Annotated in this window: 29 protein-coding genes; 20 read left to right on the forward strand and 9 right to left on the reverse strand. The window is 40.6% G+C overall.

Features of this window, described 5'->3' with window-relative positions:
• Nucleotides 1–56: 56 nt before the first annotated feature.
• The 15 genes from rpsH (at nt 57) to rplQ (ending at nt 8,456) form a co-directional block, all read left to right on the forward strand.
• Nucleotides 57–455, forward strand: a complete 399-nt coding sequence (rpsH, locus tag BUC20_RS17080; RefSeq protein ID WP_069379639.1) for a 30S ribosomal protein S8 — start codon at nt 57–59, stop codon at nt 453–455.
• A gap of 18 nt (nt 456–473) precedes the next feature.
• Nucleotides 474–1,031, forward strand: a complete 558-nt coding sequence (rplF, locus tag BUC20_RS17085; RefSeq protein WP_073232281.1) for a 50S ribosomal protein L6 — start codon at nt 474–476, stop codon at nt 1,029–1,031.
• Nucleotides 1,032–1,036: 5 nt separating this feature from the next.
• Nucleotides 1,037–1,390 carry a 50S ribosomal protein L18 gene (rplR, locus tag BUC20_RS17090; protein WP_073232282.1) on the forward strand — a complete coding sequence of 118 codons (354 nt, stop codon included), beginning with the start codon at nt 1,037–1,039 and terminating at the stop codon, nt 1,388–1,390.
• An 18-nt stretch (nt 1,391–1,408) separates the two neighbouring features.
• Nucleotides 1,409–1,927 carry a 30S ribosomal protein S5 gene (gene rpsE, locus BUC20_RS17095; RefSeq protein ID WP_008244566.1) on the forward strand — a complete coding sequence of 173 codons (519 nt, stop codon included), beginning with the start codon at nt 1,409–1,411 and terminating at the stop codon, nt 1,925–1,927.
• A gap of 4 nt (nt 1,928–1,931) precedes the next feature.
• Entirely contained in the window at nt 1,932–2,111 is a 180-nt protein-coding gene (gene rpmD, locus BUC20_RS17100) for a 50S ribosomal protein L30 (protein ID WP_008244564.1), read from the forward strand.
• A gap of 108 nt (nt 2,112–2,219) precedes the next feature.
• Nucleotides 2,220–2,666: a 50S ribosomal protein L15 gene (gene rplO, locus BUC20_RS17105; RefSeq protein ID WP_073232283.1), complete on the forward strand. Its 447-nt coding sequence runs from the start codon at nt 2,220–2,222 to the stop codon at nt 2,664–2,666.
• Between the two features lie 3 nt (nt 2,667–2,669).
• Nucleotides 2,670–4,004 (forward strand): preprotein translocase subunit SecY, encoded by a 1,335-nt coding sequence (gene secY, locus BUC20_RS17110; protein ID WP_073232284.1) that lies wholly within the window; start codon nt 2,670–2,672, stop codon nt 4,002–4,004.
• 8 nt (nt 4,005–4,012) lie between these two features.
• The gene (gene map, locus BUC20_RS17115; protein ID WP_073232285.1) at nt 4,013–4,798 is read left to right on the forward strand and encodes a type I methionyl aminopeptidase; all 786 of its coding nucleotides are present in this window, start codon (nt 4,013–4,015) and stop codon (nt 4,796–4,798) included.
• Nucleotides 4,799–4,869: 71 nt separating this feature from the next.
• The gene (infA, locus tag BUC20_RS17120; RefSeq protein ID WP_008244555.1) at nt 4,870–5,088 is read left to right on the forward strand and encodes a translation initiation factor IF-1; all 219 of its coding nucleotides are present in this window, start codon (nt 4,870–4,872) and stop codon (nt 5,086–5,088) included.
• 1 nt (nt 5,089) lies between these two features.
• On the forward strand, nt 5,090–5,206 hold the full coding sequence (gene rpmJ, locus BUC20_RS17125; protein WP_073232286.1) for a 50S ribosomal protein L36: 117 nt from the start codon (nt 5,090–5,092) through the stop codon (nt 5,204–5,206).
• A gap of 80 nt (nt 5,207–5,286) precedes the next feature.
• A complete protein-coding gene (gene rpsM / locus BUC20_RS17130; protein WP_062550421.1) occupies nt 5,287–5,664 on the forward strand; it encodes a 30S ribosomal protein S13 in 378 nt (125 codons plus the stop codon).
• Between the two features lie 21 nt (nt 5,665–5,685).
• Nucleotides 5,686–6,075, forward strand: a complete 390-nt coding sequence (rpsK, locus tag BUC20_RS17135) for a 30S ribosomal protein S11 (RefSeq protein WP_041878538.1) — start codon at nt 5,686–5,688, stop codon at nt 6,073–6,075.
• 64 nt (nt 6,076–6,139) lie between these two features.
• A complete protein-coding gene (gene rpsD / locus BUC20_RS17140) occupies nt 6,140–6,748 on the forward strand; it encodes a 30S ribosomal protein S4 (protein ID WP_069379645.1) in 609 nt (202 codons plus the stop codon).
• 78 nt (nt 6,749–6,826) lie between these two features.
• Nucleotides 6,827–7,819: a DNA-directed RNA polymerase subunit alpha gene (locus BUC20_RS17145; protein ID WP_062550419.1), complete on the forward strand. Its 993-nt coding sequence runs from the start codon at nt 6,827–6,829 to the stop codon at nt 7,817–7,819.
• 91 nt (nt 7,820–7,910) lie between these two features.
• The gene (gene rplQ, locus BUC20_RS17150; protein WP_073232287.1) at nt 7,911–8,456 is read left to right on the forward strand and encodes a 50S ribosomal protein L17; all 546 of its coding nucleotides are present in this window, start codon (nt 7,911–7,913) and stop codon (nt 8,454–8,456) included.
• 92 nt (nt 8,457–8,548) lie between these two features.
• Here rplQ and BUC20_RS17155 read toward each other — a convergent pair whose 3' ends face one another.
• Nucleotides 8,549–9,100 (reverse strand): 2'-5' RNA ligase family protein, encoded by a 552-nt coding sequence (locus BUC20_RS17155; protein ID WP_073232288.1) that lies wholly within the window; start codon nt 9,098–9,100, stop codon nt 8,549–8,551.
• 112 nt (nt 9,101–9,212) lie between these two features.
• Here BUC20_RS17155 and BUC20_RS17160 point away from each other — a divergent pair, with 112 nt between their 5' ends.
• On the forward strand, nt 9,213–10,430 hold the full coding sequence (locus tag BUC20_RS17160) for a class I SAM-dependent methyltransferase (RefSeq protein ID WP_073232289.1): 1,218 nt from the start codon (nt 9,213–9,215) through the stop codon (nt 10,428–10,430).
• A 162-nt stretch (nt 10,431–10,592) separates the two neighbouring features.
• Nucleotides 10,593–12,506, forward strand: coding sequence for a molecular chaperone DnaK (dnaK, locus tag BUC20_RS17165; protein ID WP_073232290.1), 1,914 nt, complete (start codon nt 10,593–10,595; stop codon nt 12,504–12,506).
• 151 nt (nt 12,507–12,657) lie between these two features.
• Here dnaK and BUC20_RS17170 read toward each other — a convergent pair whose 3' ends face one another.
• From BUC20_RS17170 to BUC20_RS17200, 7 genes are all read right to left on the reverse strand, one after another.
• A complete protein-coding gene (locus tag BUC20_RS17170) occupies nt 12,658–13,557 on the reverse strand; it encodes a nucleotidyltransferase family protein (RefSeq protein ID WP_073232291.1) in 900 nt (299 codons plus the stop codon).
• Between the two features lie 89 nt (nt 13,558–13,646).
• Nucleotides 13,647–15,209, reverse strand: a complete 1,563-nt coding sequence (locus tag BUC20_RS17175) for a helicase HerA-like domain-containing protein (protein WP_394334165.1) — start codon at nt 15,207–15,209, stop codon at nt 13,647–13,649.
• A 120-nt stretch (nt 15,210–15,329) separates the two neighbouring features.
• Nucleotides 15,330–16,442, reverse strand: coding sequence for a M42 family metallopeptidase (locus BUC20_RS17180; protein ID WP_073232292.1), 1,113 nt, complete (start codon nt 16,440–16,442; stop codon nt 15,330–15,332).
• An 82-nt stretch (nt 16,443–16,524) separates the two neighbouring features.
• On the reverse strand, nt 16,525–16,944 hold the full coding sequence (locus BUC20_RS17185; RefSeq protein WP_073232293.1) for a GNAT family N-acetyltransferase: 420 nt from the start codon (nt 16,942–16,944) through the stop codon (nt 16,525–16,527).
• A 12-nt stretch (nt 16,945–16,956) separates the two neighbouring features.
• Nucleotides 16,957–18,120, reverse strand: coding sequence for an MFS transporter (locus BUC20_RS17190; protein WP_084528977.1), 1,164 nt, complete (start codon nt 18,118–18,120; stop codon nt 16,957–16,959).
• Nucleotides 18,121–18,125: 5 nt separating this feature from the next.
• On the reverse strand, nt 18,126–19,667 hold the full coding sequence (locus BUC20_RS17195) for an acyl-CoA carboxylase subunit beta (RefSeq protein WP_073232294.1): 1,542 nt from the start codon (nt 19,665–19,667) through the stop codon (nt 18,126–18,128).
• A gap of 283 nt (nt 19,668–19,950) precedes the next feature.
• The gene (locus BUC20_RS17200; RefSeq protein WP_073232295.1) at nt 19,951–21,189 is read right to left on the reverse strand and encodes a porin; all 1,239 of its coding nucleotides are present in this window, start codon (nt 21,187–21,189) and stop codon (nt 19,951–19,953) included.
• A gap of 199 nt (nt 21,190–21,388) precedes the next feature.
• On the opposite strand from BUC20_RS17200, the gene BUC20_RS17210 reads away from it, so the two are divergent.
• The 3 genes from BUC20_RS17210 (at nt 21,389) to can (ending at nt 24,102) form a co-directional block, all read left to right on the forward strand.
• Nucleotides 21,389–21,730 (forward strand): hypothetical protein, encoded by a 342-nt coding sequence (locus BUC20_RS17210; protein WP_073232297.1) that lies wholly within the window; start codon nt 21,389–21,391, stop codon nt 21,728–21,730.
• Between the two features lie 79 nt (nt 21,731–21,809).
• Entirely contained in the window at nt 21,810–23,414 is a 1,605-nt protein-coding gene (locus tag BUC20_RS17215) for a SulP family inorganic anion transporter (protein WP_073232298.1), read from the forward strand.
• Between the two features lie 7 nt (nt 23,415–23,421).
• Entirely contained in the window at nt 23,422–24,102 is a 681-nt protein-coding gene (gene can / locus BUC20_RS17220) for a carbonate dehydratase (protein WP_073232299.1), read from the forward strand.
• A gap of 118 nt (nt 24,103–24,220) precedes the next feature.
• Here can and pruA read toward each other — a convergent pair whose 3' ends face one another.
• Nucleotides 24,221–25,855: an L-glutamate gamma-semialdehyde dehydrogenase gene (gene pruA, locus BUC20_RS17225; protein WP_073232300.1), complete on the reverse strand. Its 1,635-nt coding sequence runs from the start codon at nt 25,853–25,855 to the stop codon at nt 24,221–24,223.
• Nucleotides 25,856–25,881 lie beyond the last annotated feature (26 nt).

The raw sequence follows: 25,881 nt of genomic DNA on the forward strand, positions 1-25,881 counted from the left end.
ATGGCAGGTCGTCCCGAATACGATAGGAAGGAAACCACCGTCACAATTATATAAAAATGAATACAGATCCAATAGCAGATTATCTTACAAGAGTAAGAAATGCCATCAAGGCAAATCACAGAATTGTAGAAATTCCTGCATCAAACCTTAAAAAAGAAATCACTAAAGTTCTTTTTGACAAAGGTTACATTGCTAATTACAAGTTTGAGGACACTACGGCTCAAGGAACAATCAAAATCGCTTTGAAATACAATGCGATCACTAAAATCCCTGCAATCCGTACATTGACCCGTATCAGCAAACCAGGTTTAAGGCAATATGCCGGCGTAGAAAATATGCCAAGAGTATTAAACGGTTTAGGTATCGCCATCTTGTCTACATCTAAAGGTGTAATGACAGATAAAGAAGCAGCCAAACTAAACATTGGTGGCGAGGTTTTGTGTCACGTTTATTAATTAAAGGAGGATAGCAAAATGTCAAGAATAGGAAAAGCCCCAATTAATGTACCTGCAGGTGTAACGATTACAGTAGCTAAAGATAACGTAGTAACTGTAAAAGGCCCTAAAGGAGAATTGACTCAAGCAGTTGATTCTGATATCACTGTAAGTCAGGAAGACGGTGTACTAACCGTAACCCGTCCCTCAGAGCAGAAAAGACACAAAGCATTGCACGGATTATACCGTTCATTGTTAAACAATATGGTTATTGGTGTAACAGAAGGATACAAAATTTCTCAGGAATTAGTAGGTGTTGGTTACCGTGCTACAAACACAGGAAACACATTAGACTTAGTTCTGGGTTATTCTCACCACTATGTATTCCAATTGCCGGAAGAAATTAAAGTAACAACAACATCTGAAAAAGGTCAAACTCCTAAAATCATTTTAGAAAGTATTGACAAACAATTGATCGGACAAGTAGCAGCGAAAATCCGCTCGTTACGTACTCCTGAGCCATATAAAGGTAAAGGTATCAAGTTTGTAGGTGAAGTGTTAAGAAGAAAAGCAGGTAAATCAGCTTCTAAAAAATAATCAAAATGGCAGGAAAAAAATTATCTCGTAGAGATCGTATAAAAAAAGGAATCAGAAAAAGATTAACAGGTTCTGAAAGCCGTCCACGTCTATCGGTATATAGAAGCAATAAAGGAATTTATGCTCAAATCATTAACGACGTAACCGGTAATACAATTGTATCAGCTTCGTCTTTATCAAAAGACTTTTCTGGAACTGGAAACAAATCTGAGCAATCAGTAGCAGTAGGTAAACTAGTAGCTGAAAAAGCACTTGCAGCTGGTGTGAAAGAAGTAGTTTTCGATAGAAATGGCTATTTGTACCATGGACGTGTTAAATCGTTGGCAGAAGGTGCTCGCGAAGCTGGTTTAGTATTTTAATCTGAAAATAGGATAACAATGTCAACTATCAATATAAAAAGAGTTAAGACTAGCGAGATCGAATTAAAAGATCGTTTAGTTAGCATACAACGTGTTGCCAAAGTAACCAAAGGTGGACGTACTTTCAGCTTCTCAGCCATCGTGGTTGTCGGAGATGAAAACGGAATCGTAGGTTACGGATTAGGTAAAGCAAAAGAGGTAACTGAAGCCATCGCTAAAGGTATCGATGATGCGAAAAAGAACTTGGTAAAAGTTCCTCTGTTAAACGGTACTGTTCCTCATGAGCAAATCGGTAAATTCTCTGGTGGTTTTGTATTAATCAAACCAGCAGCAGTAGGTACAGGTGTTATTGCTGGTGGTGCAATGCGTGCTGTATTAGAGAGTGCAGGAGTACATAACGTACTTGCAAAGTCTAAAGGTTCATCAAATCCTCACAACGTGGTAAAAGCAACTGTTGATGCTTTAACTAAAATGCGCGATGCTTATACTGTCGCTCAGCAACGTGGTGTCGATTTAAATAAAGTTTTTAACGGATAATATTATGGCTAAGATCAAAATAACCCAGATAAAAAGCATTATCGATAGAAGCGAACGCCAAAAAAGAACGATGAAAGCATTAGGTTTAACTAAAATGAACCAAAGTGTAGAAGTGGAAGCTAACGCTGCCATCATCGGAATGGTGAGAAAAGTGAATCACTTAGTTGCTATAGAGAGTATATAAATTTTTAAAGGTTGTAAATGTGGTTTATATAATTACATTTGCAACCTTTAAATATGTTTAACCGTTGCCCTGATTAGTGAAAGCGAAGGGCAGCACAAGTTTCAAAAAATGAACTTAAGTAATCTTAAACCTGCAGCAGGTTCAACAAAAAACAACAAGAGAATTGGTCGTGGTACCGGTTCCGGACGCGGTGGTACATCTACACGTGGACACAAAGGTGCTGGATCACGTTCAGGTCACAAAACCAAAATTGGTTTTGAGGGTGGACAAATGCCATTGCAACGTCGTGTACCTAAGGTAGGTTTCAAACCTATTAACCGCGTTGAATATGTAAGCGTTAACTTAGACGTATTACAAGGATTAGCAGAGAAATTTAGCTTAACTACAATTGATTTTGCTACATTGCAGGATCACGGTTTAGCTCATAAAAATGACCTTGTTAAAATTCTTGGTCGTGGTGAAGTTAAAACTAAGTTAGAAGTTAAAGCACATGCTTTTTCTGCAACCGCACAAAAAGCTATTGAGGCTGTTGGAGGCTCAATCGAAAAATTGTAATTAATGAAGAAGCTGTTTACTACTTTAAGTAATATTTGGAAAATTCAAGAATTGAAAGAGCGTATTGTATTTACGCTCATGATTCTTTTGGTTTATAGGTTTGTATCCCACGTGGTTCTTCCAGGTGTTGATGCAACTCTTTTAGGCAATAATGAGAAGTCTGGACTTTTGGGTCTCTTGGATATGTTTGCCGGAGGTTCGTTTTCACGGGTATCTATCCTTGCCTTGGGTGTTATGCCTTATATTTCTGCCTCAATTGTAGTTCAGCTATTAGGTATTGCTGTTCCTTCCTTCCAGAAAATGCAAAAGGAGGGTGAAAGTGGCAGGAAGAAACTAAATCAAATTACGCGTTACCTGACGGTAGCCATCACAGCTGTTCAGGCTGTTGGTTATGTTAAAACACAGGTTCCAGCAGAAGCAATCGTTATTGATCATGCTTTGTTCTATGTAATGGCAACATTTGTGTTGGCAGCAGGAACATTGTTTGTGATGTGGTTAGGTGAGAAAATCACCGATAAAGGTATTGGAAATGGTATTTCACTGATCATCATGGTTGGTATTATTGCCAGATTACCAATCGCTTTATACCAGGAGGTTACTTCAAGATTTGTTGGCGCAGGCTTAATAGCCCTTGTCGTGGAAATTGTAGCTTTATTTGCAGTGGTGATGTTTACCATCATGATTGTTCAGGGTGTACGTAAAGTGCCTGTTCAGTATGCAAAGAGAATTGTTGGTAACAGACAGTTTGGTGGAGTAAGACAGTACATCCCTCTAAAGGTGAATGCTGCCGGTGTAATGCCGATCATCTTTGCTCAGGCATTGATGTTTATTCCAGGGTTTATTCCTCAGTTCTTCCCATCCCTGCAAAATACCTGGTTGGTTCAGTTCAGTGACTATACTTCATTAGCGTATAGCTTAACATTTGGCTTTTTAATTATTGCATTTACATTCTTTTATACTGCAATTACTGTTAACCCTACTCAGATGTCGGATGACATGAAGAAGAATGGTGGTTTCATTCCTGGTATCAAACCGGGTCTTTCTACCTCAAGCTTCATAGATGATGTTATTTCGAAGATCACCTTCCCGGGTGCTGTCTTCCTTGCCATCATCGCAATCCTTCCTTCTATAGCGGTTAAATTCGGTATCAAGTCGGAATTTGCCCACTTCTATGGTGGAACTTCCCTGTTGATCCTGGTAGGTGTAGTACTGGATACCTTGCAACAAATCGAAAGTTATCTGTTAATGCGTCATTACGATGGTTTAATGAAAACAGGCAGAGTTACCGGCCGCACAGGAATTCCTGCTGCAGCAAGCGGTAGCAATGCAGTGATCTAAATAATTGCATGTCTAAGATCTATTACAAATCTCCGGAGGAGATCGAGTTAATCAGAGAGAGTTCTTTACTCGTATCTAAAACCTTAGCTGAAGTAGCTAAAGTAATTGGTCCGGGCATCACAACAAAAAAACTGAATGACCTGGCTGAAACGTTTATCAAAGACCATGGAGCAATCCCTGCTTTTTTAAACTATAACGGCTTCCCGTATTCACTGTGTATTTCGCCTAATGAGCAGGTTGTTCATGGCTTTCCCGGTGAGTATGTGATACAGGAGGGAGATTTAATCTCTGTCGACTGTGGGGTCATTCTAAACAAATATTTCGGTGACTCCGCCTATACCTTCTCCATTGGGGAAATTGATGCGGAGAAACAGAAACTGGTTGAGGTGACAAAAGAGTGCTTAAGACTTGCGATTGAGAAGGCCGTTGTAGGTTCAAGGGTCGGAGACGTAGGCTATGCTGTACAGGCGCATGCGGAGGCGAATGGATTTGGTGTGGTGAAAGAATTAGTGGGTCACGGTGTCGGAGTTCAGTTACATGAAAAACCTGAAGTACCAAATTATGGTAAACGAGGGAGTGGAATTAAACTGGAAGAAGGAATGGTGATCGCTATTGAGCCAATGATCAATGCAGGTACAGCTGGTGTTAAGTTCTGGTCAGACGGCTGGACAGTAACCAGTAAGGACAATAGGCCATCTGCTCATTTTGAGCATACAGTGGCAGTTAAAAAGGGGAATGCAGACGTTTTATCGACCTTTTCAGTAATTGAAGAAGTTTTAAATAAAAAAAAGTAAATAATTAAATTTTTTTATTTAATTTTGCAACCCTGTTTAGTAACAGCTAATTAAGTAAAAATCAATATTATATGGCTAAACAAGCCTCAATTGAGCAAGACGGTGTAATAAGGGAAGCATTATCCAATGCCATGTTCCGTGTGGAACTAGAGAATGGTCATGAGATAATTGCTCATATTTCAGGTAAGATGAGGATGCACTACATCAAGATTCTTCCTGGAGACAAAGTCAAATTAGAGATGTCGCCTTACGATTTATCAAAGGGCAGGATTACTTATAGATATAAATAAAATGAAAGTTAGGTCATCAATTAAAAAACGTAGCGCTGATTGCAAGATTATTCGTCGTAAAGGTAAACTTTTCGTGATTAACAAGAAAAATCCAAAATACAAGCAACGTCAAGGTTAAGAAATTATTGAATTTGATGTAGATTGAATGTACAAGATACTCAATCTCGTTCATTCAGTTAATCAAACATTAGTACAAATATGGCAAGGATATCAGGTATTGATTTACCAAGAAACAAAAGAGGCGAAATTGGTCTTACTTACATCTTCGGAGTAGGAAGATCAACTGCTCAACGTATTTTAACGGAAGCAGGTATCGATTTTAACAAGAAAGTACAGGACTGGTCTGATGATGAGTTATCAGCGATCCGTACCATCATCAACGACGGCGTAAAAGTAGAAGGTGCTTTACGTTCAGAAGTTCAGTTGAACATTAAACGTTTAATGGATATCGGTTGTTACCGTGGATTACGTCACAGAAAAGGTTTGCCGGTACGTGGACAACGTACTAAGAACAACTCTCGTACACGTAAAGGCAAGAGAAAAACAGTTGCTAACAAGAAAAAAGCTACTAAATAAAATTAGTACTGAATAAGAATTATGGCTAAGAGTAAAAAAGTTACCAAAAAGCGTATTGTTGTTATTGAGCCTGTTGGTCAGGCGCACATCAATGCTACTTTTAACAATATCATTGTTACTTTAACAAATAACAACGGTCAAACTATTTCATGGTCTTCTGCAGGTAAAATGGGATTCAAGGGTTCTAAAAAGAACACTCCTTATGCAGCAGGTCAGGCTGCATCAGATTGCGGTAAAGTAGCATTTGATTTAGGTCTGCGTAAAGTAGAAGTTTTTGTTAAAGGTCCAGGTTCAGGTCGTGAGTCTGCAATTAGAACATTGCAAATCTCAGGTATCGAAGTAACCTCTATCAAAGATATCACACCGCTTCCGCACAACGGATGTCGTCCTCCTAAGAAGAGAAGAGTTTAATAATTAACTTTTAAAGCTAAGAGTCTGCAGTTTAAGGCTGTATGATACTTTAAAACAAAAAGCAATGGCAAGATATACAGGACCAAAGTCCAAAATAGCCCGTAAATTCAGAGAGCCAATTTTCGGCCCTGATAAGGTTTTAGATAGAAAAAATTATCCTCCTGGACAGCACGGTGCTTCCAAAAGAAGAGGAAAACAATCCGAGTACGCAGTACAGTTAATGGAAAAACAGAAAGTTAAATATACTTATGGTGTATTAGAACGTCAGTTCCGTAATTTGTTCACAAAAGCATCTTCACGTGAAGGTATCACTGGTGACAACTTATTGCAATTATTAGAAGCTCGTTTAGATAACACAGTATACAGATTAGGTATTGCTACAACACGTTCAGCTGCCCGTCAGTTAGTTAGCCATAAACACGTAACAGTTAACGGTGAAGTAGTAAATATCCCTTCATATCAATTAAAAGCTGGTGATGTTGTTGCAGTTCGCGAAAAGTCTAAGACTTTAGAAGCGATTACAAATTCAGTAGCAGGCAGAGTAATCAATAAATTCAATTGGTTAGACTGGAATGCAAGTGAATTGACAGGTAAGTTCTTAACTTATCCTAACCGTGACGAGATCCCAGAAAATATCAAAGAGAACCTTATAGTAGAGTTATACTCTAAGTAATATATTTAGTGAATTGCCTTCTGGGCAATTCACTTTATTTCATTACATAATTTTAATAACGATCTAAAAACATTATAAATGGCAATTTTAGCATTTCAGAAACCCGATAAGGTAATCATGCAGAAATCAACAGATTTCGATGGTATATTTGAATTTCGTCCTTTAGAGCCCGGTTTCGGTGTAACAATTGGTAACGCCCTAAGAAGAATTTTACTTTCTTCATTAGAAGGTTATGCCATTACAAGTATTCGTTTTTCTGGCGTATCTCACGAGTTTTCTACAATGAAAGGTGTTGTAGAAGATTTGACGGAAATCATCCTTAACTTAAAACAAGTGCGTTTTAAAAAAGTTGGTGATTCTGGTGATTCTGAAAAAGTTTTCATTTTAGTAAACGGTCAAGATCAGTTTACTGCTGGAGATATTACAAAATTCTCTAACAACTTCGAGGTTCTTAACCCTGATTTCGTTATTTGTAACATGGAAAAAACAGTGACTTTAGAGGTAGAATTAACTATCAATAAAGGACGCGGTTATGTTCCAGCCGAAGAAAATAAAATCAATGATGCTGTAGTTGGTGTAATCGCGATCGATTCGATCTTTACCCCAATGAAAAATGTAAAATACTCGATTGAAAATTATCGTGTTGAACAAAAGACAGATTATGAAAAATTAATATTAGATATCTCTACAGATGGTTCAATCCACCCTGAAGAAGCACTAAAAGAAGCTGCGAAAATTTTAATCCAGCACTTTATGTTGTTCTCTGATGAGAATTTAGTATTGGAATCTCAAGCTAAAGAAGAAACTAAAGAAGTGGATGAGGAAATTCTGCATATGCGTAAGATCCTTAAAACTGAACTGGTTGATTTAGATCTTTCTGTACGTGCATTAAACTGCTTAAAAGCAGCCGATATCCGTACTTTAGCTGACCTGGTTTCTTATGATGTTGCTGACATGTTAAAATTCAGAAACTTCGGTAAAAAATCATTGACAGAGATCCAGGAATTGGTGAAATCTAAAAGCTTATCTTTCGGTATGAACTTATCGAAATTTAAATTAGACGAAGAGTAACCAACCAAACATTAAATAACAATATTGTTAATAGTGTATAATTCCCTCAGATAAACATCAAAGAGACGGTATACACTGAATAAAATCAAAAATGAGACACGGTAAAAAAGTAAACCACTTAGGAAGAACAGATTCACATCGTAAGGCGATGTTGGCTAACATGGCTTCATCGTTAATTAAACACAAAAGAATTTCAACTACTTTAGCTAAAGCAAAAGCTTTACGTATGTATGTTGAGCCTCTTTTGACAAAATCTAAAACTGATACTACTCACTCTCGTCGTATCGTTTTCGGTTACTTACAAGATAAAGAAACTGTTACTGAATTGTTCCGTGATGTTGCAGCTAAAATTGCTAACCGTCCGGGTGGTTACACAAGGATCATTAAATTAAACAACCGTCTTGGTGATAACGCGGAGATGGCTTTAATTGAATTGGTTGATTACAATGAAGTTTACGGTAAAGAAGCTGAATCTGCTGAGAAGAAAACTACACGTCGTGGTAGAACCAAAGCTAAAAAAGCTGATGCACCTAAAGCCGAGAAAGCTGAAGTTGTTGCAGAAGAAGCTCCGGCTACTGAAGAAGCAGCACCAGAAGCACCTGCAGCTGAAGCTAAATCTGAAGATAAAGGCGAATAATTTATTCCCTCATCAACATAAGGAAACCCTGTCCGATTCGGACAGGGTTTTTTGTTTTTTATGGTTTTTCGGAGGGTAGAGGGAGGAGGTTTTTATAAGCCCATTTCCAATTGCGTTATTGAAGGTTGAGCATAATACTCACTATGCAGGTTCCAGCGTTTTCCATCATGCTTTAACAGCGTGAAATGATCCGCCAGAAACTCTTCTCTGAATCTCCTGTTTTGATATTGTTCCATGATTTGTGGGTAGGCTTCTTTAGCATCCCGGTAGGCGATCGTGAGGTGCGGATTGAATGGGTTTTTGGAACCTTCAACATATGGCTTCATTCCAGCCTTCAGGTTCTTATAAAGTGCCGAGATACCTGTATTTTTTAAGGCCCTGATAAAAACAGTATGTTCCGGGAAGCCATCAAAATCTTCCAGCTTCTGAATGAAGGGCTCAAAATGGCAAAGGGATTTCAGCTTTTGGATGAGCTGTTGTTCATTGGCCGGTCTGAGTTTAAAAGGAGGTACAAGCGTGAGGTGTACCGGAGGCTTCAATGCACTGAACACCCCATGGTCAAGAGAAACTTCTTTCCTGATCTCATCAATCCTTTCGCTTAATCCGGCTGGCGGAAGGATGGCTATAAAGTATAAATCTTCCATATTGCTAATTTACTAAAAATATTAGTAATTACAAGGCCTGTTTATTTTCTGTCTGAACCAGGCGCTTAAATTTCCTTTTCAAAAGGTTACCTTTGCAAGGTAATCCAATTTCATGTCCAATCAACTCCATTTACAGCAGTTCCAGCAGCAGATTGCTGAAAGTATTTCATCGAATACCTTTCTAAAGATTTCCCTTGGTAATTATCAGGGAAATGAAAAGGAGCTAAAAAATGTTTATGCCCGCAGGGTAAAGATCAAAAGAACAGATATGCTTTCTTTTACTTACCGTCACAAAACAAGGGACATCATCAAGAACTTTCCTATTCCTGAAGGCATCAGTCTGATCGGTCATTTCATCAGCAATGATTTCAAAGTTTGCACCCTGTTTACCACTTTAAAAGAAGTGATCTTAGAACATGGTAAGAAGCAGCTTATCTCTGTGAGGGAAAACCTGGTGAAGACTGCTGTCCAGCCAACACTGACTCATAATAAGGAAAAGAAACGCATCATTCAGCCTACAGGAAAGACTTATCTGCAAGAGTTGAAGATCAGTGATGCCGAAGGTAATGTCTTTAAAAATGCCCAGGATAAATACCGTCAGATCAATCAGTATGTAGAGATCCTGAGTTCACTGATTAAAGAATTACCTGCCGGTAAAATCAACAATGTGGTCGATATGGGCTCAGGAAAAGGCTACCTTACCTTTGCTTTATATGACTACCTGCACAATGTATTGAAACTGGATACCAAAGTAACAGGGGTGGAGTTTCGCGAAGACCTGGTTACCTTATGTAATGGGATTGCCGGAAACTCCGGATTTGATCAGCTTAACTTTGTTCCCGGAACGATTGAAAATTATGCTGTGGATTCCATTGATTTACTGATTGCCTTACATGCCTGCGATACGGCTACCGATGATGCAATCTATAAAGGAATCAAGGCGAATGCCGGACTGATTGTGGTGGCGCCCTGCTGCCATAAACAGATCAGAAGAGAGATGGAAAAGAACAAAGCCAAAAACGAACTTTCCTTTTTAACAAAATACGGGATCTTTATGGAGCGTCAGGCAGAAATGGTGACGGACGGAATAAGAGCTTTGGTACTGGAATATTTCGGTTATAAAACCAAGGTCTTTGAATTCATTTCAGATGCACATACCCCTAAAAATGTATTGGTAGTAGGGATTAAAACCTCTGGCACAGATGCTACTGCCAAAGGTCAGGAGGCCAGAAAAGCGGAGATCAGACAAAAGATCGCAGAATCGAAGGCTTATTTCGGAATTGGCTACCATCATTTAGAACGACTTTTAGGTCTGGATAAACAAGTTTAAGTAAAATTCTGTCATCCTGTCACACTTTTGTAACAGCTTTCGGACATAAAATTCTTTAATGATTAGATATCCCGAAGATTTTCTGCCAAAATCCGATTGGCACATTGCTTGTTAAACAGATGTAAATAAAAAGATTTCATAACATAAACAGAGATAAATAGCATGTCAAAAATTATTGGTATAGACTTAGGAACAACAAACTCTTGCGTAGCCGTAATGGAAGGTAACGAACCTGTAGTTATAGCCAACAGTGAGGGTAAACGTACTACGCCATCCATTGTTGCTTTTGCAGAAAATGGAGAACGCAAAGTAGGTGAGCCGGCAAAACGCCAGGCGATTACTAACCCAACAAAAACAATTTCTTCGATCAAACGCTTTATGGGCAGCAGCTTTGCTGAGGTAACTAAAGAAGCTGGTCGTGTACCTTATAAAGTAGTTAAAGGCGACAACAATACACCACGTGTAGAAATTGACGACCGTAAATATACTCCACAAGAGCTTTCTGCAATGATCTTGCAGAAAATGAAAAAAACAGCTGAAGACTTTTTGGGTCATGAGGTAACTGAAGCAGTTATTACTGTTCCTGCTTACTTTAATGATGCACAACGTCAGGCAACTAAAGAAGCTGGTGAAATCGCTGGTTTAACAGTGAAACGTATCATCAACGAGCCAACTGCAGCTGCTTTAGCTTACGGTTTGGATAAAGCACATAAAGACATGAAAATTGTTGTGTTTGACTGTGGTGGTGGTACTCATGACGTTTCTGTATTAGAATTAGGTGATGGTGTATTTGAAGTAAAATCTACTGATGGTGATACACACTTAGGTGGTGATGACTTTGACCATATCATTATCGAATGGTTAGCAGGTGAATTCAAAATTGAATATGGCATGGACCTTCACCAGGATCCAATGGCATTACAACGTTTGAAAGAAGCTGCTGAGAAAGCTAAAATTGAGCTTTCAAGCACTACTTCTACAGAGATCAACCTTCCTTACATCACTGCTGATGCAACAGGTCCTAAACACTTGGTTAGAACTTTAAGCCGTGCTAAATTTGAGCAATTGGCAGCTGATCTGATCAAACGTACAATTGATCCTTGTAAATCAGCATTGAAAAATGCAGGTTTAAAAACATCTGATATCGATGAAATCATCTTAGTTGGTGGTTCTACACGTATCCCTGCAATTCAGGATGCGGTTAAAGCTTTCTTCGGTAAAGAGCCTTCTAAAGGTGTGAACCCTGATGAGGTGGTAGCAATCGGTGCTGCAATTCAAGGTGGTGTATTAACAGGTGAAGTTAAAGATGTATTGTTATTAGATGTTACCCCTCTTTCATTAGGTATTGAGACTATGGGTGGTGTAATGACTAAATTAATTGAAGCAAACACGACTATCCCTTCTAAAAAAGCAGAAACTTTCTCTACAGCAGCGGATAACCAGCCTTCAGTAGAAATCCATATCCTACAGGGAGAGCGTCCTATGGCAGCTCAAAACCGTACGATTGGTCGTTTCATCCTAGATGGTATTCCACCGGCTCCACGTGGAGTGCCTCAGGTAGAAGTAGCATTTGATATTGATGCAAACGGTATCTTACATGTAAGTGCTAAAGATAAAGCTACTGGTAAAGAGCAAAAAATCCGTATTGAAGCTTCTTCTGGCTTAACTGACGAAGAGATCAAAAGGATGAAAGAAGAAGCAGAGCAAAATGCTGATGCTGATAAAGCAGCTAAAGAAGAAGCTGAAAAAATCAACAGCGCTGATGCTTTAATCTTCTCTACTGAGAAACAATTGAAAGAATTTGGTGAGAAAATCTCTGCAGATAAAAAAGCGCCTATCGAAGAAGGTTTGAAAAAACTGAAAGATGCGCATGCTGCAAGAAACTTTGCTGATATCGATGCTGCTCAGGAAGAATTACAGAATGCATGGAATGCAGCTTCTGAAGAGATGTACAAAGCAGGACAAGATGGTGCACAACCAGAAGGCGCTGCCGGAGCTCAACAAGAAGGTCAGCCTGCAGGTGGTGACGATGTTACCGATGTAGATTTTGAAGAAGTAAAAGACGATAAAAAATAGTCGTTCATACGATCATAAAAAAGGGTGTGCTGTTTGTTCAGCGCACCCTTTTTGTTTGGCATCCTTTTTTTAGGATAATGATCAGACTCATTAAATAAAAAGAGGGGATTCACTTAGTGAATCTCCTCTTTTTGTTAAGCTTGTTTTGAGATTAGTTCCAAAGGTTATCAGGATAAGCACCGTCTTTGATCAATTGATCAATGCTGGCTTTAACGATTGGTTTATCTTCTTTATAAGTTACTCCGAACCACTTGCTGTCCGTAGGGACTACTTTGAAATCTGCTTTTCTTGATTTTACCAGGTATTCTGCTACCAATGGAATGAAAAACTCTGCTTTAGGGTTTTCTTTGTTCTGTACAGCAAAATCTCTGAACAGCTCTTCTGTGATCTGGAAAACTGCTGGCGTAAAACCCCAGAAATTCATCGATACGCGCGTATCTTGTGTCAATGGGTATTGTTTGTCGTCCTCTTCGAAAACAATCGCGTCACCGTTTCTAAGAACCTTTGTGCGCTCATTGATATCTTCCAGTACACCATTCTCGTTTACTTTACAAACACCCCTTGATACAGAGCCATAGTCTGACAAGGTTTTGCCAATCTCATATCCGATCATCGAGTAATTGCTGTCGCTCACTTCAGTGGTCAGGAAGTTCACCATTTTCTGGTAAGCATCCAAGCCGTAAAAATCATCTGCGTTGATCACACAGAAAGGCTCATTAATAGCTGTTCTGCCAGAAAGGATGGCATGAGCAGTGCCCCATGGTTTTGCCCTTTCAATTTCGATATCTACACCAAATTGTTTGATGTCAAAGTTTTGGAATACATAAGCAGTCTCGATTTTCCCTTTTAGTTTGGGTTCGAAAATTGCTTTGAAATCTTCTAAATATTCTTCTTTTATAATAAAGACAACCTTACCGAAGCCGGCTTTAATCGCATCATATATAGAGTAATCAATAATGGTTTCGTTGTTCGGGCCGAATCCGTCAATTTGTTTCATGCTGCCGTAGCGACTCGCCATCCCAGCTGCTAGTATTAATAAGGTTGGTTTCATGGGACTAAAATAATTATTAAGTTTATAATCAAGGTAAAAAAAAGGGGTTTATTTGCAATTTAACCACTAATAGGGAGAAAAACTTCTGTTTAAAAACCAAAGATTCCTTTTCCTCCGCTACTGCGCGTTTTTTTGCCGGTTAACATTCCGAACAGCCCACGTACAATTTCCTTGCCAATCTGTCTTGTAATGGTGGCACCCATTACCTGCTCAATAATACTTTTTCCTTCTTTTTTAACGGTTGTTTCTTCTTCCGGTGCTGCTGCTGCCTGGTTGTCATTGATTCTTTTGGTCAGGATTTCATAGGCACTTTCCGGATCAATGCTTTCCTGATATTTTTGGTTCATGGGGCTGGACTGGACTAATTTTCCATAATCTGAGGCATTCATGGGGCCCATTACCGACTTCGGTGGGGTCAGCATGGTCGCGGTTACCTCCGTTGGGATTCCCTTATCATTTAAAACTGTGATCAATGCCTGACCGGTTCCTAAAGAGGTGAGTACCTTATCAATCTTATAAAAAGTAGAAGTGGGGTAGGTGTTTACCGTTTTCTTTAAAGCATCGGCATCATTAGGTGTAAATACCCTTAAAGCATGCTGAATCCGGTTCCCCAATTGGGAAAGCACACTCTCCGGAACATCCGTAGGCGATTGCGTGCAAAAGAAGACGCCTATGCCCTTAGATCTGATGAGCCTGATGATCGTTTCAATCTGCTCCATAAAAGCCTTGGAGGAGTCTTTAAACAGTAAATGAGCTTCATCAAAGAAGAAGACCAGCTTCGGTTTGTCGAGGTCTCCTACTTCAGGTAAATTATAATACAGTTCAGCCAGCAGGCTCAATAAATAAGTGGAATATAACTTCGGTTGATTCTGAACATCCGAGATGTTCAGCAAGGAAATGGTTCCTTTGCCGTCAGTCCTGGCGAACAGGTCTTCAATATCAAAAGAACGTTCCCCGAACATGGCACCCAGGCCTTGTTGTTCAATCGTAATGATCTTTCTGAGAATGGTTCCCGAGGTAGCAGGGGAGATCGAGCCGTAATCACTTTTTATTTCTTCTTTTCCGGGCCCGTCTGAAAGATAGGATACCAGTTTTTTAAGATCGTTCAGGTCAATTAATGGCAGTTTACTGTCGTCCGCATATTTAAAGATGACAGCCAGTACTCCGGTCTGGGTATCATTTAAGTCCAGGATCTTTGCCAGCAGGGTGGGGCCAAACTCAAGGATAGTTGCCCTCATCTGCGCCCCTAGTTTCCCGGAAAGAGAATAGGGCTCTATCGGATAGCCTGAAGGGGTAAAGGGTTTGTTCAGCTGCGTTGCCCGCTCTTCAATTTTAGGATTGCTTTCTCCGGCCTGATATAAACCGGAAAGATCTCCTTTTACATCGAGCATGAATACAGGGACACCCGCGTCTGAAAGCTGCTCGGCAAGCAACTGAAGGGTTCTGGTTTTTCCTGTTCCGGTTGCGCCGGCAACAAGTCCATGCCGGTTCATCATGTGTAAATAGAGGTTTACCTCTGCTTCTGCCAGAACTTCACCATCTAAAATTCCTGCACCCAGATAAATATAGGAGCCTTTAGGCTGGTATGCTGCTTTAACTTTTTCTATAAACTGTTGGGTTTGTTCACTCATAGGAAGGTATAGTTGTTTCATTGATCATGATCCTTATCTTAAAAATTGATCACGATGCTTTCCTAAAAATAGGGAATTAAAAATAAAAGCGTGAATGGCTTTTGCCAGACACGCTTTTATCAATACCTGAATACAGGTTTTTTATTTAGAATATTTGAAATCGTGGTCTTTTTTGATGTTCAGTAAAGAGTGATAAATCAAGCTGATCACATTGTCTACATCTTCTTTATGGATCATTTCTACCGTAGTGTGCATATAGCGCAATGGTAAAGAGATCAATGCCGAAGGAACACCGCCATTAGAATAAGCAAAAGCATCCGTATCTGTACCTGTAGACCTTGATGAAGCCTGGCGCTGGAAAGGAATGTCGTTCTTTTCAGCAGTTTCGATCAATAATCTGTTCAGGTTGGTTTGCACTGCAGGAGCATAGGAAACCACGGGCCCTTTTCCACATGCAAGATCACCCTGTGTGATCTTGTTGATCATTGGGGTAGTGGTGTCATGGGTAACGTCTGTTACGATCGCTACATGAGGCTTAATGCGGTCTGCGATCATTTCTGCACCACGTAAACCGATTTCTTCCTGTACTGAGTTTACGATGTATAAACCGAAAGGAAGTTTTTGTTTGTTTTCTTTAAGTAAACGCGCTACTTCAGCAATCATAAAACCACCGGCTCTGTTGTCTAAAGCACGTCCCACATAGTAACGGTCGTTTAACACCATGAATTCATCTTCATAAGTGATCACACAACCTACATGGATACCCAGATTTTCTACTTCTTCTTTGCTGGTACATCCACAGTCAAGGAAGATGTTTTTTAAGGCAGGGGCCTCTTCTTTCTCGCCGTTTCTGGTGTGAATGGCAGGCCATCCGAAAACTGCTTTCACCATGCCTTTATCGGTATGGATGTTGACGCGTTTAGAAGGGGCAATCTGGTGATCTGAACCACCATTTCTGATCACATAGATCAAACCTTCAGGTGTAATGTAATTTACAAACCAGGAGATCTCATCGGCATGTGCCTCGATGACTACCCTATACTCTGCTTTGGGATTGATGACACCCACAGCGGTACCATAGTTATCGATAAAGCTTTCATCGATATAAGGTTTTAAATAGTCCAGCCATAACTTCTGACCAGGATATTCGAAACCGGTAGGAGATGGGTTATTGATATATTCTTCAAAAAATTGGAGTGATTTCTTAGTAACTACAGAAACATGTTTCTGTTTATCGTCTTTCTTTTTTGCCATTATAATGTTTTCTTTAAAACGTGTGTTAAGCGGATTTATACTTAAGCTGAACAAATATATAAACTAGGGCTTAAGCCACAAGTTAATTATTCAGTTCTAACTGCATGATGACAAACTCCAGTCCCATTTTATGGAAGCGTTCTTCCGTTTCGGAGAATCCGAACTTCACATAAAAAGGAGAGACAGATGCCCTGGCATTGCACCATAGCTTTGTGCCTCCGATACTGCGCACATATTCGATCACATACCGGAGTAAGTGGCTGCCATATCCTTTTCCCTGAGCAATAGGAAGGGTGGCGAATTTACGGAACTGGTATACGCTGCCTTCAGAAAACAGGGAGATCACGGAATAAAGCTGATCGCCGGCAAATAAGGCGAAATGAATTCCATCGGGATCATTTTCCAGTTTTATCGCATCATAGGGTTCATCAGGATACATGGCCTCATGTCTGATGCGCCAGGTAAGGTCAGGTCTGATTTGTTCGATCTGGATTTTTTCCATCGGCCAGCGAGATTAGGTTTTTAGTTTTCCGCTATAAAATTTATAGATGCAGATGTTCAGCAGGATCACCGCAGTGGTTCCCATACAAAATAAAGGCCATTGTCCTTTGTCCCATAACCATAAGCCCAATGCAGATCCAACTGAGGCACCCACAAAACTCACCGACATAAATATCGTGTTCAATCGGTTGCGTGCTTCAGGAAGCAAGGCATAAATCCGGGTTTGATTGGTCACATGGATCGCCTGCTGGCCAATATCGATCAGGATGATTCCGGCAATGAAGAGGTACAGATGTGCTCCGGTAAAGTAAAAAGCCGCAATACTCAGCAACTGTAAAATCAAACCCGTAAGCAGATTTTTACGCGGGTTCTTTCCACTGCTCAGTTTACCTACCAGGGGAGCTGCTAAAGCACCTGCAGCCCCGGCAATTCCAAACAAGCCTATTTGCAGGGTCTGAAAGCTGAAGGGAGGATTGGCCAGGAATAAAACCATGGTGGTCCAGAAGGCACTCAATATCGCGAAAGCGAGGAAGTTGATGATGGAAGCCTCCCGCAATACCGGTTGGGTTTTCACATAATGCCACATGGACGACATCAGTTCCTGATAAGTGCCCTTAAAAGAGGGCATGCTCAATGGAAAACGTTTGGCCATTAAGATCATTAACAAAGAGCAGATGCCGGCGGCGATAAAATACATGGTTCTCCAGCCCCATAAAAAGCCAACACTGCCGCTGATTGATCTGGATGCAAGAATACCGACCAGCAAACCGCTCATAATGATGCCAATCGTTTCTCCGCGTTTTTCGTCTGAACTCAGGTTGGCGGCCATAGGTAAAATCAGCTGAGGCACAATAGAGCTTGCCCCAATCAATACACTGGCAATTTGCAGCAGCAGGAAAGAGTGGGAGAGCGCAGCAAGTAGCAAAGAAGCCACTGCCACTCCGGTAATCATTAAAATCTGTTTGCGGCGTTCAAACATATCACCAAGTGGGACCACTAAAAACAAACCCAGGGCATAACCGGCCTGGGTAAGGTAAGTGATCTTTCCGGCATGACTTTCCGTGAGCTTGAATTCTTCAGCAACAAGGATCACCAGCGGCTGGCAATAATAGATATTAGCTACAATAAGACCTGTGCAAAAGGCCATCAATAATACGTCTGTACGACTCAGCTTCATTTATTTTATAATGGGATGTTCCCGTGTTTTCTGCGGGGACGGTTCACAACTTTATTTTCCAGCATTTTAAATGCTTTGATCAATTTACTTCTCGTTTGAGATGGCTCAATGACCTCATCCACAAAGCCGCGTTCTGCTGCACGATATGGATTGGCAAAGGTATCAGAGTATAATTTCTCTTTTTCCAGCCATTTCTCTTCCGGGTTTTCGGCAGTGCTGATCTCTTTTTTGAAGATGATCTCAGCAGCTCCTTTGGCACCCATTACGGCAATCTCAGCACTAGGCCAGGCATAGTTCATGTCTGCACCAATGTGTTTAGAGTTCATCACATCGTATGCACCACCATATGCTTTTCTGGTGATGACCGTAATGCGTGGCACTGTGGCTTCACTGAAAGCATACAATAGTTTTGCACCATTGTTGATAATGCCGTTCCATTCCTGATCCGTTCCCGGAAGGAATCCCGGAACATCTTCAAACACAAGCAACGGAATGTTGAAACAATCACAGAAACGAACAAAACGTGCTGCTTTAGTGGAAGCATGGTTGTCTAATACCCCAGCTAGGTAGGCAGGCTGATTGGCCACAATGCCTATGCTTCTGCCCGCCAGACGGGAAAATCCGACTACAATATTTTCCGCATATTCCCGGTGTACTTCCAGGAAACTGTCGGCATCCATCACTTCAGCGATGACCGTTCTGATGTCGTAAGGCTGGTTGGCGTTTACAGGCATCAGGGTATTCAATCCCGGGCGACTTTCTTCAGAAGGGGTATAGGGTAAAGATAATGGTGTTTCTTCGCAGTTCTGAGGCATATAGCTCAGTAATCTTTTCACGTGGTTGATGGCATCCAGTTCATTGGCACAGGCAAAATGCGTGACTCCTGATTTGGTGGCATGTGTGGATGCCCCACCGAGCTCTTCCGAAGTAACTTCTTCGTGCGTTACCGTTTTGACCACATTAGGGCCGGTTACGAACATATAAGAAGTGTTTTCCACCATTAATATGAAATCAGTAATTGCAGGCGAGTATACCGCACCACCGGCACAAGGGCCCATGATGGCTGACAATTGAGGGACAACTCCCGATGCCTGTACGTTCCTGTAAAAGATATCGGCATAACCTCCAAGAGAAACCACGCCCTCCTGAATCCTGGCACCACCACTGTCATTTAATCCAATAACAGGAGCACCATTTTTCATGGCCATGTCCATAATCTTGCAGATTTTCTCGGCATGAGTTTCTGATAATGAACCTCCGAAAACGGTAAAATCCTGAGAAAACACATACACCAAACGGCCATTGATGTTTCCATATCCGGTAACTACACCATCTCCTAAATATTTTTCCCTTTCCATCCCGAAATCGGTGCTTCTGTGGGTGACCATCATTCCAATCTCTTCGAAAGAGTTTTCATCCATCAGGAAATGAATTCTTTCCCTTGCGGTGAGTTTTCCTTTTTTATGCTGACTTTCGATTCTTACTGCCCCACCACCGGTTTGAGCTTGTTTAACTTTATCCTGAAGTAACTCTATTTTGGTTTTCATTAGAATATATTTGTTTTTTAGTGGTTATGAAGCTATCATGATCTTAATCTTCATTTCGTTAAGTGATCTGTAAGATCATGATGGTTTCATTGGAATATATTTGGCGTTTAAAGGTTAAAAAGCAATCATCAGCATGTTCATTGTGCGGTTTGTAACTCGTACGTTGATGATTGTTTCATTGGCTTATATTTATGCTGATCTAATCAGTTGTATGCTGAGTTTTATACCTGATGGATACACCCGGGAAGCTATTGTAACCCAGCAATAATTTAGGAAATGATGATTACCAGCGATATTGCAAGCGGGCAGTAAATACATCATCCTTAATGTCGTCCAGGTACTGTGGCAGTTGCGTTTTGTCATTTACCACATGTTCATTGTAAAGTGTGAGCTTTAAGCGACCATTGATCAGATAAGACATACCATAGCCCAGCGTGCTGAATTTAATGTCTCCTGAAGTGGTGTTGTTGTTTGCTGCTCCGATTTCACTTTCATTCACCTCATTGTTGGGATCGTATACATCATAAGCAGCCAATGCAGTAAGTTTTGTTTTTGCGATCCGGTGGCTGAACCATAGATAATAGCCGGAAAACTCACGCAGGTAAAGGTTGGTTTCCGGTTGTGCAGAGAAACTCTGACTGGCCAGTGGACCTGCCAATTTCGAAGAACCGGCAACTCCTGGTTGCTTACCTCCGATATACTCTGCCTTAAATGAGGTGCTTCCTAAGGGATTGTCATATTGTAATTGCAGGTTGGCACCATAATAATCACGTTTGGCGTAAGAATCGGTATAACTGGTACTGCCATCTTTGATAAAGCCATTTCCATTGCTTCTCATTAGTGTATCTGTATTACTGCGCACATATCCTTTATAAAAAGAGCCTCCGAAACCAAGGTGTAGTTTACCATTTGCAAGGCTGTCGAATTTAAAACCAAGATTTCCTACGATGTCTTTTTTGGAATCATAATCCCTGGCGCTGTGTCCGCTGCCATTAATTACGGCGACTTCGGCTGTCAGGAAATGAAATGCCTTGTTGTCAGGTCTGAAGCTAATCATCGCACCAAGGTCACGTTCCCTGGGCATTAAGGTTTGAAATACCCGGGCACGCTCCGGAAAATCCCTGTATCCTGAGGAGTACACTATGGAGTAACCAAAAGGGCGGTTGAAAAGGCCGGCGGTGAACATCAGCTGCTTGGAGTTTGGCTGATGCAGCTGAATAAAAGCATCCATGAGCTGAACTCCATTCTGTGTGGCATCGATCTGAAAGACAATACTTGAATATTTATCGGCCCTGTCGATCTTTAACCTTCCCCTGCGGATCATAAAACGGTCTTTAGAGTTTTTTGCGAAGTCTCCTCCGGAAAAAGAACTGATTCCTCCCGATTGTGCACGCTGGTATTGAGTTTGAAGGTACCCGGTGATGGCGATTTCATGCGGGTCATAAGAAGAGGGAGCGTTATTGCTTTGGGCCAACAGCGAAAAAGGGCTTAAAATGGCCATTAATAGTAATAATTTTCTCATGAATGATAAGCAGTGTTTTGAGCTGCCTAAATTACAGTTAATGCTTCGTTTTTCGATGAAAAGCAAGGCGATTTTAGAAATCTGTGCTTGTTTTTTTGTGACAATGATCACTAAATTACATTTTTATTACATGACAATTTGGAAAAAAGAGTGTTTTGGAGCTATTTTTGAAGGGTTGAAGAAAAAATAATAGATCAGCATGTTCCTAAGGAAGTACCGTCTTTTAATCATCATTACCTTTTTGGGCATCTTTTGCGTAAAGATGGTGATTTCCGGTGCTCCAGTGTTTTTTAGCAATTTCCATAAAGATAGCATCAACTCTGTGATCATGCAGATCGAAGTAGAGCACAGTGCTGATGGTGAAAGTGGTAAAGTAAAAGTGAACCTTTGCGATTCTAAAATGATCGACGTTCATTATGCCGTAAGTTTTATGGCCATACTTAGTCACTTCGGTATCAGCAATAGCTATATCGATCACTTTAAGCGGCATGTCGATCCCTTCCATCCCTCCGTACCCACTCCGCCTCCTAACAGATGCTAATTTTATCCGTATAACTAACCTTTAATGGGATAGCTATGCATTTTTTTGAATTAGTTTATTAGAATTAAAACGTAGTTTTATGCAGAATGGTAACTCAATCTTCTCAAGATTGGAAGTGAAAAAGTATATATTAAAAAAGAATTTAAAACACGATTTACCTTCGAGTATTGTCGTGTTCCTGGTGGCCCTACCCTTATGTTTGGGTATTGCTTTAGCCTCAGGTGCACCATTATTTGCCGGTTTGATCACCGGTATTGTGGGAGGAATTGTGGTATCCACACTAAGTGGATCTCAATTAAGTGTCAGTGGTCCGGCCGCAGGTTTAACGGCCATAGTTTTAGGAGCAATAGCTCAGTTAGGGGGATACCAGACCTTTTTACTGGCCGTTGTGCTTGCCGGAGCAATGCAGCTGATCCTTGGTTTATTAAAAGGGGGAACAATAGGTAATTATTTTCCTTCAAGTGTGATTGAAGGGATGTTGGCAGCCATTGGTTTAACGCTGATCCTGAAACAACTTCCTCATGCTTTAGGTATAGATTCAGATTTTTTTGGTGATGAAAGCTTCTTCCAGAAAGACAATGAAAATACCTTCTCTGCAATCGGACATGCCTTTAGTCATTTTAGCTTAGCAGCAATTGTGATCAGTGGGTTGTCTATTGCGGTTCTACTCTTTTGGCCTAAGTTCAAGAAGCTGGCTGTTGTCCCTGCACCATTATTGGTAGTGGTACTTGGTATTGTCTTAACGATTGCATTCCAGAACTCAGGATATGCCCTACAGGCAAAACAAATGGTAGAAATTCCGGTAGTTAGCGGATGGTCAGAATTTACGGCCCTGTTTACTGCTCCGGATTTCTCGAAGATTACAGATTCGAAAGTATGGGTAGTTGCTGCAACAATTGCAGTAGTAGCCAGTCTGGAGACTTTGTTAAGTATCGAGGCGGTAGATAAAATTGACCCGATTAAAAGGGTATCACCAACCAACAGAGAGCTGATGGCACAAGGTGCCGGAAATATGGTAAGTGGTATGCTGGGTGGTTTGCCAATGACCTCAGTGATTGTAAGGAGTTCTGCCAACGTGAATGCAGGAGGAAGAACTAAAATGTCCGCGATTTTTCATGGGGGATGGTTACTTTTGTCCTTATTATTTATTCCAGGCATCATCAATATGATTCCTCTGGCCTGTCTGGCAGCGATTCTATTGGTAACAGGTTATAAATTAACACGTATCGCATTATTCAAACATATGTTCCATAAAGGTTGGGATCAGTTCATACCGTTTGTAATCACGATCATCGCCGTGTTACTGACCGACTTGTTAAAAGGTGTGGCCATAGGGATGTTATTCTCCATCTTCTACCTGTTGCGTACCAATATGCGGAACCCATTCTTTTACAAAATTCAGGAAGAAGGCAACAAGAAGAACCTACGGATAAAACTTGCCGAAGAGGTCTCATTTTTAAATAAAGCCGCCATTCAGGTGATGCTGACTAAAATCCCTAAAGAAACAAACGTGATCATTGACGGAACAAATTCCAGATATATCGATCCCGATGTGTTAGAAACCATTTTTAATTATAAGCATAACGCTTATACTAAGGGGATTATAGTAAGTTTAGAGAACATTAAAACACAATATATTGTTCCAAAGTTGGACAGTAAAATTATAGAAGAAATTAATAATTAGAATTATTATGTGCGCAAAATTAGAGACACCAGAGACGAAACAAATTACATACGAAGGATTATTACAAGGGAACAAAGACTGGGTGGCTGCCACCTTAGCGGAAGATCCTCAATATTTTGATCGCTTATCTGCCGGACAAAAGCCACCGATCTTATGGATTGGTTGTTCTGACAGCCGGGTTCCTGCAAACCAGATCACGAATACTGCTCCTGGTGATATTTTTGTTCACCGTAACATTGCCAATGTGGTGGTGCATACTGATATGAACATGTTAAGTGTACTGGATTATGCAGTTAATGTATTGGAGGTAGAACACGTGATTGTATGTGGTCATTATGGTTGTGGTGGCGTAGAAGCTGCGATGGGTAATAAACAATATGGCATCATCGACAACTGGTTGAGAAACATTAAAGATACCTATAGATTGCACTATCATGAGCTTGATATGATCTCTGATCATAAAAAAAGAGCAGAAAGACTGGTAGAATTGAACGTGATAGAAGGGGTGTTTAACCTGACTAAAACATCTATTGTTCAGAACAGATGGGCAAATGGTAAAAAATTAAGCTTGCATGGATGGGCATATAGCCTGGCGAATGGCTTGATTTCTGACCTGGGTGTTACCTGTGATAACAACAGTCATATGAAATCTGTATTCCGTATTGAAGGTTTAGAGAAAACTAAATAACATTAAAAGGGCCGGGTTATCCGGCCCTTGCCACCACGCTTACAATGGGGGATGGCAATATTTTAAATAAAAAAGGAGGATCCTGTAAAGAGTCCTCCTTTTTTTATGATTTAAAATTCTAGTCGTTAGACAAGAACGGGTAACGGTAATCTTTTGGTGGATCGAACGTTTCTTTGATCGTACGTGGAGAAACCCAACGTAAAAGGTTGATCATTGATCCTGCTTTATCATTCGTACCTGAACCTCTGGCACCGCCAAATGGTTGCTGACCCACAACAGCACCTGTACATTTATCATTGATATAGAAGTTACCTGCTGCATTTCTCAAACGGTGTGTTGCTTTTTCAATCGCATAACGATCCTGAGCAATCACTGCACCTGTTAAGGCATAGATAGAAGTACTGTCTACCACATCTAAGATCTGATCAAAGTCTTTATCATCATACACATGTAAAGTCAATACCGGACCAAACAATTCTTCACACATGGTCACATATTTCGGATCTTCTACCACCAATACCGTAGGCTCGATGAAGTAACCTTTGGATTTGTCGTAGTTTCCACCAGCAATGATTTCTACAGATTTGTCGTTTTTAGCTTCGTCAATGTATTTTGCCAGTTTATCGAAAGAGTTGCCATCGATCACTGCATTGATGAAATTACCAAAATCTTCAGTTCCGCCCATTTTGAAGGTCGCTAAGTCGCGAAGCATAAATTCTTTGACCTTCGGCCAGATGCTTTTTGCTACATAGACACGTGAAGCTGCAGAACATTTCTGTCCCTGGTATTCAAATGCACCACGGATGATCGCTGTGCTGGAAGATTCTGCTTCTGCTGAACCATGAACAAGGATAAAATCTTTACCACCTGTTTCCCCAACGATGCGTGGGTAAGTTTTAAATTTATGAATGTTATTTCCAATGGTTTTCCAGATGTCCTGGAATACGCCTGTAGATCCTGTAAAGTGGATACCTGCAAAATCAGGGTGATTGAAGATCACTTCACCTGCTTCAGGACCTGAAACATATACCAGGTTGATTACACCATCAGGTAATCCTGCTTCTCTGAAGATTTGCATCAGCACATTTGCAGAATAGATTTGCGTATTTGCCGGTTTCCAAACTACCACATTACCCATCATCGCTGCGGATGTTGGCAGGTTTCCTGCGATTGCAGTAAAGTTAAACGGAGTTAAGGCGAATACAAATCCTTCTAACGGACGTTGTTCCACCCTGTTCCATGATCCTTTTGGAGAAACGGGAGGTTGTTGTTTATAGATTTCCGACATATAACTTACGTTAAAACGAAGGAAGTCGATCAGTTCACATGCCGAATCAATCTCTGCCTGATAGGCATTTTTTGACTGTCCCAACATGGTTGCTGCATTCAGTTTATAACGGTATGGTCCTGCAATAAGATCAGCTGCTTTTAAGAAGATCGCTGCACGATGTTCCCATGCCAGATTTTCCCAGTTTGCTTTTGCGGCCAAAGCGGCATCAATAGCTTGTTTTACATGGTCTTTATTCCCTTTACTGTACTCAGCAAGAACATGCTGATGGTCGTGTGGAGGAGTTGCTTTTCCTTTATTTTCTGTATGCACTTCCTTCCCGTCAATGTACATTGGGATGTCAATTTTTTTAGAGCGGGCATCGGCTATTGCAGCCTTCAAAAGTTCACGTTCTTTACTTCCGGGAGCATAGCCTAAAATCGGCTCATTGATCGGAGTTGGTACGTTAAAAAATCCTTTAAGCATGATATAAAATATTGTTTGTACAAAGA

Origin of the sequence: Pedobacter caeni, assembly GCF_900129215.1 — a bacterium.
Lineage (GTDB): Bacteria > Bacteroidota > Bacteroidia > Sphingobacteriales > Sphingobacteriaceae > Pedobacter > Pedobacter caeni.